Genomic DNA, 13316 nt, shown 5'->3' on the forward strand with positions numbered 1-13316 from the left:
GGTCAGTGCTCTGCCCCGTTGCGGTCTGCGCGCGGTCTGGGGCTGGCTGGGTTGGATACCTAGTAGCGTCTATTAGCTCTCCCTCTCTCCATTAAGGAGAAGAAGGGAGGGAACAACTATCACTACTTGAGCAACTAGACAATACTGGGCTACTACACTACATCTCCCACTGTAGACTACTTAACCTACTCTCCCTAATAGACAACACTGAGTGCTACTGTAACTACCATCACTACTACACTACTGTTGCTACTGGGGGTTTCTTCTATAATGCAACTTAAAGGCTGTGAGACTCTGAAAGCCCCGGTTTATAAGGGCTGTAGCGCTGTGAGACTTTGTGACCAGATTAGCCAATCGAGTCACACGGGAAGTTTATTTCCTATAATTCAACTTAAACCATAATCCAGTATTAGTCTCACGCCGTGAGACTTCCCGTCAGTAGTGTGAGAGTTATCCCAAACGAGAAAGCCCCAGAGGCTCGCTGTGAGCGCCTGAGGCTTTTCGTGGTGCGTCGGTCAGTACTGCGTTCCGTCGCTGTCTGTGCGCGATCTGGGGCTGATTGGGTTACGCGCAGTCAAGAATGAGCCAGGTGAACATCAGCGGAATGTGGGCGACGATGAATAGAGCCAGCGCCACAGTGACGCGGATCTGGGGGCGCAGGAGCCATTTCAAGCCGTCACCCCCTAAACGAACCCCAGATGCTGCCAGTTTTAGCTGTAATAGCTTCTCGCGGGCTTTCTGGTTGCATTCCTCACCCTGTATCTCAACCTATGTGTAGATCGCTAGCACACGCTGTGCTTCGATGAGGTCGGAGCCAGTCAGCGCCTCGATGCTATAGGACGCCTTGAGCGTGCCCAGATACAGTCCTTTGCCAAAAGTCATGCATCTCCTTCCAGCTTTGCACAATGTCGCTTCACGGTGCGGACAGACAGCCCCAACATGGTCGCCACTTCTGATTGGCTGTGCCCACGTTCCCGCAGCTCCCGGACAGCCCCGGTCACATCGTCGGCCACTGGTCGCCCCAGCTTCACGCCAGCGGCAACGGCACGCGCCAGCCCTTCCATAGTCCGCTCTTTGATCCGGGAGCGCTCCATATCGGCCACAGCGGCCAGCACCTTCATAGTCAGGGCACCGGCTGTACTGGTCAGGTCTACGCCCGGTAGGTCAAGGCTGTTAACGCTGATACCAGCAGCGGCCAGCCGCTCGATGGTCTGCTGAATGTCGATGCTGTCACGGCCTAGTCGATCCATCTTGAGAACAACTAGTGTGTCACCCTCCTCCATGCGCTCAAGCAGCTTCTGAAACCCCGGACGTTCCGAGGCAGATACGGCACCGCTGATAGTCTCGCTGATTATGCGCGCTGGCTTGATGGTGACGCCTGCTGTTTTGATGGCGAGGATCTGGTTTTCAGTGGTCTGCTCGGCAGTGGATACACGGCAGTAAGCAAAGGTGCGAGAAGTCATTGTCTGTAGTCCCGTGGTCTTGGCTCGTGGTGCCAAGTAATGGTGACAAGAATACGGATGGTGACATGAAGTGTAAACCCCTAGTTTGTTGTCACCCTTCAACACCCTGCCTGAATGGTGTCATAAACCGGATGATTGTTGGCACCACATGACCCCGCCCCCTTCTGACAGCGGCAGACCAGACCGGCATCACTCGACAGCACCTGACAGCTCGCCAGCCAGCCACCAGCGGACACAAAGCGACAGCCCCGGCATAGACAGCGTCACAGGCCAGCGACCATCACAGCCTGCCATAGACAGCAACGCGTCACGCCGCCTAGCTCACGGCCTATAGCCCTGTGGATGTAGGAGAGGCTGGCCCCGACCAAGCCCACCAGACAGCCCCAGCCCCCAGCCCCGGCAAGCACAACAAAGGCACCCCCTCCGCCCCATCAGCGGCAGCACAGAAGCCGCCCACCCCCACGGGGGAAACGCGGGCGGCCGCGAGCGCGAGATATGCCTCACGGGTGCAAACCATTTTCAATTCGGGTCGGTCGCTGCCACTGACAAAAAAGCCCCTTAAGTACCTCAGCGATAGTTTCTACGGGAACTCCAGAGCCGTATGTGTCAAAAGTAATCGTGCCAGAAGCATGACCCATCACAGCCTGAGCATGCGTCGTGGGAACTCCTTTGACCTGCATTAGCGAAGCCAACGAGTGACGCAACGAATGGAACACCAAGCCTGGGCCATAGGTGTCACCAAGAGCCTCTGGGATTGCCTGTTGATTTACCCACTCTCCCGCTGTCTTGTAGCCGATCTGAGCTAATGAGTCTGACCCACTGACCTTGCGCGCATCGACATACCGCAGGAATGCTGTGAGGTCGAACCCATAGGCACCGTCAGTCAGTGGCACCAGCCGTTCACTGCGTTTGTTCTTGATCGACTTTCCTTCACCTACCTCGTTGATGTGTATAGCGGTGATACCTGAAGCAAGAGTCTGCACGTCACTTACCGTCAACTGTGAGATTTCATTGAGGCGCCCGCCAGTGATGGCTCCAAGGCTCAATAGCCAGCGCTTCCATGAGGACTCAGGGAGCGTGTTGGAATAGGCCACCAGCATGYACACCTGATCCTGTGTGAACGCCTTACGGTTCGACTCTAGGCCCTTAGTGAGCTTCAGTTTCTTATCGTATGACTTGGATATGTGACCGTTTTCAACTGACCACGCGAGGACAGCCGATAGCTTCACGATCAGCTTATTGACCGTTGAGGGCATTCGACCATCTGCAAGACGATCACGCAGCGCGACGAGGTCAGCCCGTGAATGAGTCCGCATATCCAGTTCACCGAGAGCCGCAGAGAGGGTGCCGTGGCAAATCTTGGTTTCCTTGAGGGTCGATGCCTTCTGATCCTGCCCACGGTCGGCCAAGTAGAGCGATGAAAGGGCCTCAAAGGTCACTGCTGGGGCGATTACAGATAGAGATAGCGAAGCGCTCTTTGCGGATTTGGGGTAACTGAGCGAACCGCCCACAGGGCCAGTGTTGCTGTCATGCAGACCACCCCACACCTGCGTAACGTCGCCATCACCTCCGAACTCAAACAGCTCCGCCGAGGCCAAACGGAAATGCTCTTTCAGCTCCCCCCAAGAGGCTTCTGGGTTTGCCAGATGGAACGTCCTGACAGACCCCGCGAGCTGTTCTGATGCGTCTAATGCATCACGCCTATTGCTGGTCTTGAGGGAAACCGAAGCGAACTCAGTGGTGCTGCCTGTAGCCCTGAGGCGTACGTAGTAAATACCGTTGCGTCTGTAGTGATACGGTTTAGCGAGTCTCGTGGTGGGTCTCGAAGGACCTACAAGAATTGGTACAGGACTTGTAACAGCAGAGCGTTCTAAAAGGCGATTCATAAAGGTTTAACCCCGTAAACATTGGGAGAAACCTGTATTCCTTGAAGTTCTGGATGTACTGCCGCGAAGACCTGCGCAAGCTCAAGCGGATCACCCTGTTATGGGATTACATCCGCGAGGTCACCGAGCAGAATCAGGGTCTGCTGATGGGCGAAAGCCGGGAGATGCTGTTTGCCGATTAATGACCTTTCAGCCTGTCGGCTCGCTGGCTTCCTTTAGCTCCAGCATCAGCCCGCTCAAGCGTTTGACCCGGCGTTTCACCGCCTCTTCAAACACGCCCGCACGCGACTCGATCAAGGTGAACCAGTCCTTGGCCCGGGTAATTCCGGTGTAGATCAGTTCCTTGGTGAGCACTGGATTCAAGGCATCAGGAAGAATCAATGCGGTATGCGCGAACTCCGAGCCCTGGGATTTATGCACGGTCATGGCGTACACGGTTTCGACATCATTCAGACGGCTGGGCAGGACAAATCGCACGCCACCCTGGCCATCATTGCGTGGGAATGCCACGCGCAAAACCTGTTTTCCGTGGCCTTCCTGTTCCGGGAGCTTGAGGGCAATGCCGATATCGCCGTTCATCAAACCCAGCCCGTAATCGTTGCGGGTCATCAGGACAGGGCGACCTTCGTACCATTGCTGGTCGCTGTCGATCAGACGGGCCCTCAGCAACGCGTCCGTCACCCGTTGGTTCAAGCCTTCAACACCCCACGGCCCCTTGCGCACGGCACATAACAACTGGAATGCGTCGAAAGCCTGCAACACATTCCGAGCCCAATCAATCCAGCGCGAATCATCCTGCGGGCTGTCCAGTGGCGGCCGCTGATTACGCAGCACGCTCAGGTAATGTCGATAGCCCTGCGGGCCGTCACCATGACCATCGAGAAGCAAGCGTTCCAGGGCCCGGTCCTGCTCCCCCTTGAGGGCCAGGCAATACACATCGTCATGGCTGCGCGCCGACAACAACTTTCGGGCTTCTTCGGGTTGCTGCTGGTTGACCCAGCGAGCCAGTTGGCCAATGCCGCTGCCCTCACCGAATCGCCGGGAATGGCGCAACATCACGACCTGTTGGGCCAATGGATGAGTGCCCTGCATGTCCTCCTGCAATCCGCTGGCCTGCAGGTTTTCGCCACTGACGGTTTCCAGCCACTGGCGCGTCTGGGAGCTGTACCAGCCAGCCTCCGCGTCGCGACACAGATCCCCCAATACCGCACCGGCCTCTACCGAAGCCAGTTGATCCTTGTCCCCCAACAGCACGAGGCGCGCATGGGCCGGCAAGGCGTCGAGCAGGTTGGCCATCATTTCCAGGTCGATCATCGAGGCCTCGTCTACCACCAACACATCCAGCGGCAGGCGATTGCCCGCGTGATGGCGAAAATGACGAGTCCCGGGGCGGCTGCCGAGCAGGCGGTGAACGGTGGTGACGTCGGAGGGGATCTTGTCTCGTATGTCTTGGGTGACCTTCAAGGTCCGGACTTGCTGGCTGATGGATTCTGTCAGACGCGCCGCGGCCTTGCCGGTCGGCGCGGCGAGACGAATGCGCAGGGGCATGCCGGCCTCGACTGCCGGCGCCTGGAGCAACGCCAGCAAGCGCACGACGGTGGTGGTCTTGCCGGTTCCCGGCCCCCCCGTCACGATGCTGAAGGCGCTGCGGGTCGCCAGTGCGCACGCGAGCTTCTGCCAGTCGATTACGTCACCGGACCGGGCAGGACCAAACAGCCCGGTGAGGCGCTGGAGCAAGTCGTTCGGCGTGGACTCGTGTTCCGTCAAACGCTCGCGCAGTGAAAGGTCAATCCGCCGCTCGTAGGCCCAATAGCGGCGCAGGTACAAGCGCTTGCCCGATAAAACCAAAGGTCGGTCGCGCACGTTGTCACGGCTGTCAACGGCCAGCGCGACTAGGTTGCTGGCGGCCAGCACCTTGCACCAGTGAGCACCGTCCAGCGATCCCAGCAATTGCGAGGGCAACAGCATCGCGCCGCCTTGCACGTCACCTTCGGGTGGTAACGACAGGGCGAAGTCCGGTTCTTTCAGCGTCTCGAACAGGTCGAGACAGACATGCCCATGGCCCAATTGGTGACTGGTCAGCGCGGCCGCCAGTAACACCAACGGATCATCCTCCGGAGCCAGTTCATGCAGAAACGCCACAAAGGCTTTGTCCAGCGCGCGCAACCAGCCACGTTCGACCCAGCGCGTGAGCAACAACAGCAAGTCGTCGGCACGACTCAGCGGCGCCAGATCGGCCAGGCTTTCGGCTGCCAGCGATGTGGGCAACAAATCGGCGAATGTGCGATTCATAACAGTACTCCCTGTTCCCAGGCGGGCTCGGCCTTGGGCTCTGGCTTGCCCTGGAACAGTCTGTCCAGACGCTCGATCAGCTCTCTTCGCGGCCGGGCGAAAAACACACCCTGGCTGGCCGCACGCGTACCGCGCAAAAACAGGTACAACGCACCGCCGACATGCCGGTCGTAGTCGTAATCGGCGAGCCGCGCCTTGAGCTGGCGGTGCAGGGCCAACAGGTACAACACGTATTGCAAGTCATAACGGTTGTCGAGAATCGATTGTTCCATGGCCTGCGCGGTGTAGGCCGCATCATCGACGCCAAGCCAGTTGGATTTGTAATCGGCCACGTAATAGCGGCCGTCATGTTCGAACGTCAGGTCGATGAAACCCTTGAACATGCCGTTGAGCAACACCGGTTCCGCGGCCACCCGGGCCACGCCGTTATGGGTGTATTGGCACACCAGCGCATCGAGCTTGAGCACATCGACCTTATGGCTGGCGAACCAGAACTCCATCTCGACCTGATACTGCGTCAACTGGCCAAATACCACCGGCGCCTGACCGCCGCCCAGTTGCAACGGCGACTTGAGCAGATGCTGCAGCCAGTCACTCAAGGTGCTGATCCAGCCCTCCCAGCCTCGACGGTTGCAGCGACGGGCAATGGCGTCGATCACCTCTTGCGGTGCCGCATCAAAACCCTCGCCTCCCGCCCACTCGAGCAAGCCATGGAGGAAGGTGCCGGGATTCGGGCCGCGCGGGAAGCGATGGATATCGCCGCCACCGGTCACCACTTCCCTGGGGGCCTGCGGGTCGAGGCGTTCGTCATCGAACAGTTTTTGCGCCTGCGGGCTCTCCGGCGCCTCGTCGGTGCCGACACTCAGGGTGTCGCCAATGCGTAACGCGCTGTAGGAAGCGATCCACCAGTTTTCACTGGCCTTGCGTTTCGGAACCAGCGGAACCAGCAGTGCCGCGTCATTTTGCGGTGGCCGGTAATGCTCTGCAGTCGCTTCAGGCATCTCGGCATACGCCAGCGCCGGGCAGTCCTGTTGCAGGTCCCGCAACCAAAGCTGCAACGCCGGGGAATCGGCCAATGACGCACCGCCGCCCAGCAGATAACCCAATGCCGACAGATGCAGCACCGAGCCATTGTTGTTGCCGCGCTTGAGGTCGGCCACCCCCAGCCAGCAAGCGTGTTGCGCCCGGGTCAGGGCGACATAGAGCAAGCGCAGATCCTCGGCCAGACGCTCATCGTCAGCCAGGGCAATCAATTCTGTCGTCGGCTTCAACGTGACCTGAGCATTGCCGGATTCATCGTGGTAGTGCAACGGCAGGCGGCTGCCATCCACCGGTTTCGCCGAGCAAATGAACGGCAGGAACACCAAGGGATATTCAAGGCCTTTAGACTTGTGAATGGTCACGACCTTGACCAATTGCTCATCACTTTCCAGACGCAGGATCTGCTCTTCGCCAGCCTGCCCGGACAACGCCAGATGCTCGGACAAATGCCGGATCAGGGCTTGCTCGCCATCGAGTTCCGCGGCCGCCTGTTGCAACAATTCGGACAGGTGCAACAGATTCGTCAAAACCCGCTCGCCGTCACTGCGGGCGATCAACGCCTGGGGCAGACGGAAGTCATGCAGCAAGCGCCGCAGCATCGGCAGTACGCCCTGCTTGCGCCAGACTTCGCGATAGCCACGGAACTGCATGACCCGGGATTCCCAGGCCAACTCGTCCTGATTCAGCCGCTCCAGCTCAGTCAACGAAAGGTTCAACGTGATGCTGGCCAACGCGGCTCGCAGCGGGCGCTCGACATCCGGCTCGGCGCAGGCCTTGAGCCAGGTCAGCACGTCATGCGCCTCCTGGGCGGCGAACACCGAGTCCTTGTCCGACAGGTAAACACTGCGCACGCCACGGGCGGCCAATTGCGCACGAACCGCCTGCGCCTCCTTGCCGTCGCGGACCAGGATGGCGATGTCCGCCGGCAGCAGGCCCCTGAAGGCTTTGCCGTCTTGGCTGAACCCCGCTTGCCCCTGCTGCCCGCCATTGAGCAATGCTGTGATTTCACTGGCGCAGGCCGCCGCCAGTTGTTGCCGGTACACCGCACCGGACAACGGTTGTTCGGCCGGCAAGTGCCAGATGTTCAAGGCAGGGATTACCTGGTCATTGATACGCAAGACTTCTTTGCGGCCCTGGGAGGCAACTGGCGTGAACGGCACCGGGTTGTCGCCATTCTTCTGCCGAAAGAGGAAAGCGCCGCGCCCTGACTCCCGAGCTTCGGCGCGCTCGAACACATGGTTCACCGCGTTGACCATGCCATGGCTCGAGCGGAAGTTGGTGCCCAGGGTGTGCAGGCGGCCAGTGGTGGCCTGCCGGGCGCGCAGGTAGGTATGGATGTCGGCACCGCGAAAAGCGTAGATCGCCTGTTTCGGGTCGCCGATCAGGAACAGACCGCACTCGGGGCTGTTCTCTTCAATGCGGTAGATACTCTCGAAGATCCGGTATTGCACCGGGTCGGTGTCCTGGAACTCATCGATCAGGGCGACCGGAAACTGTTCACGAATCAGGGTTGCCAGTCGCTCGCCGCCATCGGACTGCAAGGCCGCATCAAGGCGCAGCAACATGTCGTCGAAACCCATTTCCGCACGGCGACGTTTCTCTTCCTCGAATCGCGCCCCGACCCAGCGGGCCGCATGTTGCAGCACGGCGGCATCAGGTGTTGGCAACCCATCGAGACAGGCCTTGAGGCCGGCCATCGCATCGAGCCCCGGATGTCGAGGCGCTTCGCCCTTCCAGGCTTCGGCCATGCCATCAGGGGTCAGGCGCGTGAAGCCGGTGCCGATATCCAATTGCTCGAGGGATTCGTCTTCGGCCCAGGCTTTGATCTTTTCAAACCAGGGCTCGAAATAGCGAGCCTGCATCTTGCGACCGTCGACAGCCTTGCCGGCAACGCCCTGGTGACAGATCGCAAGCAACTCGTCCGCCCACTGCAGCCAGGGCTTCTTGAGTTCGATCAGTGCCGCCCGTCGTTCTTGCAGGCATTGCGAAATCACTTCGGCGGGCTCTTTCCCTTGCAGCTTATCCCGCTCGCTGGCGAACAGCGCACGAATCCGCGGCAGCAGCGCCGCCGGTCCGCCCCAATTGCTGCGTACCCAATTCAATGCGTCACCTTGCATCGGGTAACAGAACAGCCGCCAGTAATCGCGCAGGACTTCCCCCAGCAAGTCGCTGTGGTCGGTTTCCAGGGTCTGGGTAAACAGGCTGCCGCTGTCGAAGGCGTGCTCGCGCAACATGCGCTGGCACCAACTGTGGATGGTCGACACCGCCGCCTCATCCATCCACTGCGCCGCGATATCCAGGCGGTTTGCGCACCCGGGCCATTGCTCGGGCAAATATTGATCACGCAACTCGGCAATCAGGCTGTCGGGGGCAGGTGTTTCATCGCGGAAAAATCGCGCGGCCTCGGCGAGCCGCGTGCGAATGCGTTCGCGCAGCTCTTTGGTAGCGGCGTCGGTGAACGTCACGACGAGGATTTGCGGCGGCAACAGCTCACGTCCGAAGCCACTGTCCTCCCCGCCATTGCCAAGCACCAGACGCAGGTACAGCGCGGAAATGGTGAACGTCTTGCCGGTCCCGGCACTGGCTTCGATCAACTGGCTGCCACGCAGCGGGAAGGCCAGGGCCAACGGTGTCTTCGTGCTCATCAGCGCGACTCCTCGCTGGACAGTGAACGCCAAGGAGCTTCAAGAAGCGGGCGATAGAGCGCGTCACACCAATCGGGGAACGTCTCATCGGCATTCAAGGCATCGTAATCGGCGAATTGGCGAGCGAGTGCCGGGCTTTCGCGACGCTCTCCGTCCGTCGTCTGCCCGTCGCCTTCATAGGCCTTGCGCGCAGCGGCATCGGCCTTGACCGGGTCGGTTTGCCCCAGCCACGCAAAGGCTGTCTTGACCGCGATCGGCAGAGGCTGGCGCATGCCCGACTGCCAGGCCATCAACAGGTCACCGAGAATTTTCTGCGCTGTGGTCTCATCCAGCGGAGCGAGCAGCAGGCTGTCGTCACTGGCCACCAATGCGGTGGTCAACGCCACGCCACTGGCACAAGCCACCAGATGAGTGAGCCACGGACGTGTCAGACGATGCCATTTGCGTGACTTGATCGAGCCGATACTGTTGGGGATCGTAGTGATAGACAGCAATCCACCATCGGCGCGCTGATGCAGGCCGCTGAGCCAGCCCTCAATGTGCAGGCCTTGCAGTTCAAGACTGACTGGCAACGCGCTGCTGAGCGGTGTAGGCCACAAAGCCAGGAGCTGTTGGTGGCGTTGCAGCAAGTCAGGTAATGGCTCGATCAATTCACGCTGCAGGCACTCACCGAATCCGGCCATGGGCAGCAGCCCGCTGTTTTGCAGGCGTTTCGCCTGATCCTCCAGTGCCTGTCCGGTATTTCCCGGGTCAGCCAGCGCCGCTTCGAGCAAACGGTCACTTAGGCTGTAACGCTGCAACGCATCCAGGACAAAAGGCTCTTCATCAGCCAAGGGCACTTCGGCCGCCTCGAAGAAGACCTTCAGGCGCTGGCTGAAAAAGTGCCGTACCGGGTTGCGCAGGAAATCCTGCAACTGACCGAGACTCAGTGGTTCGTCCTGAACGTGAGCCTCGAGCACTTCCGCGCTTGCCTGTTGCTCTGTCGCCTGATGAATCACCTGCCATTCGGTGGCGTAGCTGAACGACTCATCCCCTTCGTGAAAGTAGCGGGCACTGAAAGGTTGCAACGGGTGTTCCCGGGTCATGGCCTCCAGCAGATCATTGTCGCTTTGTGACAATCGCCAACCGCTGGCCAAGTGGTCGCGTAACTGGCCGATCAGCACCGACGCAGGCCTCTCGCTGTTATCGCGGATGCTGCGGCCCACCCAACTGATGTAGAGCTGGTCCCGTGCCGACAACAAGGCTTCCAGTAGCAGGTAGCGGTCATCTTCGCGTCGGGAGCGGTCACCTGGACGGTAATCACTGCCCATGAGATCGAAATCCAGTGGCGGCTGCGCGCGCGGATAATCGCCGTCATTCATGCCCAGCAGGCACACCAGTTTGAACGGGATGGCGCGCATGGGCGTCAAGGTGCAGAAGTTGACCGCTCCGGCCAGAAAGCGTTGGGACAAACGGCCCTGATCCAGACCCGCAAGCCAGGCTTCACGGACGACGGTCAGCGGTAACTCGTCCTGCAACCCGACCGACTCGCAGGTCTCGAGCCAGGTCTCACGCAGCTCTTCGAGCTGAGCCAGCAAGTAGTCATCGTGTTCGTTACTGGCAAGGAAGAACAACTGCACCAACGCCTGCAAGCGCAAGCCCCATTGCCCCGGCGATGCAGGCTGAGAAAGTTCGTGGTGAGCCACTTCCAGCGCGTCCAGCAGCGCAACCAGCGGGCCGATTAGCGCGGCGTCCAGGCCCCCGATTTCGTCGTAGGGCTCGATACCCTCATAAGCATCGGCGCTGCCAACGGCATAACCGAGCAACATCCGGCGCAAGCCGAAACGCCAGCTATTTTGCTCCAGTTCATTCGGCAGCCCGAGCCCGGCACGCTGCTCGGCGTTCATGCCCCAGCGAATGCCGGCACCTTCGATCCAGCGGTGCAGCGTCGGCAGATCGCGCTCCTCAACACCAAAGCGAGCACGCAGTGCCGGGACGTCCAGCAGATCGAGAATCTCACTGACGGGGAATCGGCTGTCAGGCAGCTTGAGCAGGTGCTCGACCGCAATCAGTAGTGGATCGCGGCCACGCTGGCCCTGGTCCGCCAGGGTAAACGGAATGAAGCGCGGATCCTGGCGGTCAAGCTGACCAAACACGGCACGAATGTGCGGTGCGTAACTGTCGATGTCCGGGACCATCACGATAATGTCCCGGGGCCGCAAGTGCGGGTCGGCGCTGAAACGCGCGAGCAGTTGATCGTGGAGAATCTCGACTTCTCGCTGGGCGCTGTGGGCGACGTGAAAACGGATCGATTCGTCCTTGTGCAGATCGATAGCCGGCCAACGCTCCCGAGTCTCGTTGAGGGGGCGCAACTCGAGGATGTCGTCCTGCAACTGGTTGAGCACATTCAGCGGCTGACCATCACTGAACAGGTCGATGCGCCCGTCGCGGAATGCCGAACGATAGCTGTTGGGATCGTCGTAACTGTCGAGCAGGTTGATGTAGTCCCGCCCCTGCTTGCCCCAGGCAGCCAGCAGCGGGTGGGCATGTTGATGCAGGGTTTGCGGGTCGATCACTACCGGCATGCCGCTCTTGCGGGCCTGACGCTTGTATTGATGCCGCAACAGGTCTTTATCGGCGACGATGTCCGCCCAATGATGACGACACGGGTTGTGTACGCACAGCAGGACCTGGCTGAATCGTGCCAGTCCCGCCAGTGCCTCCAGGGCTTGCGCAGGCAGCGAAGAAATCCCGAAAACGATCACTCGTGAGGGTAATCCCTTGGGGGCGACTTCGAGATTGTTGATACGCTCGACAAATCGCTGATGGACCCCGGCACGGCTTTGCGCCATGCCTTCTTCTCCCACATCCAGCAAGAGTGCGCGCCATAACTCTGCCTGCCAGCAATTGGCCGGGGTCAGGGGTTTGGCTTCGCCCCTGCCGTTTCTTGTTTGATGTCGACCTTCTGCCCAGTCTTCCAGCCAGTCAGCCCGATAGACCTGGTATTGGTCGAACAGATCCGCCAGACGCTCGGCCAATTGATAGCGTTTGCGCAGATCGGTGTCATGGGTCAGGAAACGCTGCAGCGGCTCGAAGTGCGGTTGGTTGATCAATTGCGGCAGCAGGCGCATCAGACGCCAGGTCAGCGGTGCTTTATCGAGCAGGGACTTGACCGGAATTTCGTCACGGCCAAGTACCATGCGATAGAGCTGCCACATGAAACTACCGGGCAACTGCACGTCAATGGCCGCGGCGATGCCGCAGCCTCCCATGTCGTCGTCCTCAGAATCTTCCGCCAGTGCCAGCTTCAGCCATTGGGCAATGCCATTGCTTTGCACCAACGCGATTTCATTCTCCAGGGGAGCCAGCGGGTAGCGCCGCATCCAGCTGACCACCAGGCTGCGCAACTCATCCAGGCGGTTGCCGTGAACCACCATAAAACCAGCACTGAGGGACGTCGCGTCCGGCATAAAGGCTTCCTTGGAAAATACAAACGCCAAGGGCGAACCTTAACATTGTCGGGAGACTGTGACAGCGTGGAGCTGTCCGGTATTGCTGTATGAGTTTTTCTGCGGACAAAAACAAAACCCCAACTGCTTTCGCAATTGGGGTTTCGGAATTTAATCTTGACGATGACCTACTCTCACATGGGGAAACCCCACACTACCATCGGCGATGCATCGTTTCACTGCTGAGTTCGGGATGGGATCAGGTGGTTCCAATGCTCTATGGTCGTCAAGAAATTCGGGTACTGAGTCGTGACCAGATGGCCTCGCTTCAGCAAATTGGGCAGGTGATAGCTTTCGGTGTTTTGTGAGCGTCGAACTTTCGGTTCATTTTCGTCTTCACACACCGCAATCTGATGCTCTTTCGAGTAGTCAAATTGCTTGGGTGTTATATGGTCAAGCCTCACGGGCAATTAGTATTGGTTAGCTCAACGCCTCACAGCGCTTACACACCCAACCTATCAACGTCGTAGTCTTCGACGGCCCTTCAGGGGACTCAAGGTC

The 13316-nt window shown here is 59.5% G+C and carries 5 protein-coding genes, 2 rRNA genes and 1 pseudogene; 1 reads left to right on the forward strand and 7 read right to left on the reverse strand.

The genetic code is table 11. The features are described from left to right. Window positions 1–878: 878 nt before the first annotated feature. Complete coding sequence (locus AC1DWG_RS16365) at window positions 879–1463, reverse strand: recombinase family protein (protein WP_477788022.1); 585 nt, start codon at window positions 1461–1463, stop codon at window positions 879–881. 500 nt (window positions 1464–1963) lie between these two features. After that, complete coding sequence (locus AC1DWG_RS16370) at window positions 1964–3349, reverse strand: tyrosine-type recombinase/integrase (protein ID WP_477788023.1); 1386 nt, start codon at window positions 3347–3349, stop codon at window positions 1964–1966. A 44-nt stretch (window positions 3350–3393) separates the two neighbouring features. On the opposite strand from AC1DWG_RS16370, the pseudogene AC1DWG_RS16375 reads away from it, so the two are divergent. Next, window positions 3394–3531, forward strand: a pseudogene (locus tag AC1DWG_RS16375) (LysR family transcriptional regulator); the annotation flags it as partial. A 7-nt stretch (window positions 3532–3538) separates the two neighbouring features. On the opposite strand, the gene recD reads toward AC1DWG_RS16375, so the two are convergent. The 5 genes from recD to AC1DWG_RS16400 form a co-directional block, all read right to left on the reverse strand. Next, a complete protein-coding gene (recD, locus tag AC1DWG_RS16380; protein ID WP_477788024.1) occupies window positions 3539–5641 on the reverse strand; it encodes an exodeoxyribonuclease V subunit alpha in 2103 nt (700 codons plus the stop codon). Then, window positions 5638–9327 carry an exodeoxyribonuclease V subunit beta gene (gene recB / locus AC1DWG_RS16385; protein ID WP_477788025.1) on the reverse strand — a complete coding sequence of 1230 codons (3690 nt, stop codon included), beginning with the start codon at window positions 9325–9327 and terminating at the stop codon, window positions 5638–5640. The genes recD and recB overlap by 4 nt, the downstream gene beginning before the upstream one ends. Next, window positions 9327–12776: an exodeoxyribonuclease V subunit gamma gene (gene recC / locus AC1DWG_RS16390; protein WP_477788026.1), complete on the reverse strand. Its 3450-nt coding sequence runs from the start codon at window positions 12774–12776 to the stop codon at window positions 9327–9329. Before recC ends, recB begins: the two co-directional genes overlap by 1 nt. A 154-nt stretch (window positions 12777–12930) precedes the next feature. After that, window positions 12931–13046 (reverse strand): 5S ribosomal RNA (rrf, locus tag AC1DWG_RS16395). A gap of 158 nt (window positions 13047–13204) precedes the next feature. Beyond that, a 23S ribosomal RNA gene (locus AC1DWG_RS16400) occupies window positions 13205–13316 on the reverse strand; the annotation flags it as partial.

It is taken from the genome of Pseudomonas sp. P4_B3, from assembly GCF_056402295.1.

What these genes read in the sequence shown, in the direction of transcription:
- recD (WP_477788024.1), bottom strand. Translation starts at nt 5,641, where the DNA reads ATGAATCGCACATTCGCCGATTTGTTGCCCACATCGCTGGCAGCCGAA.
- AC1DWG_RS16365 (WP_477788022.1), bottom strand. Translation starts at nt 1,463, where the DNA reads ATGACTTCTCGCACCTTTGCTTACTGCCGTGTATCCACTGCCGAGCAG.
- recC (WP_477788026.1), bottom strand. Translation starts at nt 12,776, where the DNA reads ATGCCGGACGCGACGTCCCTCAGTGCTGGTTTTATGGTGGTTCACGGC.
- recB (WP_477788025.1), bottom strand. Translation starts at nt 9,327, where the DNA reads ATGAGCACGAAGACACCGTTGGCCCTGGCCTTCCCGCTGCGTGGCAGC.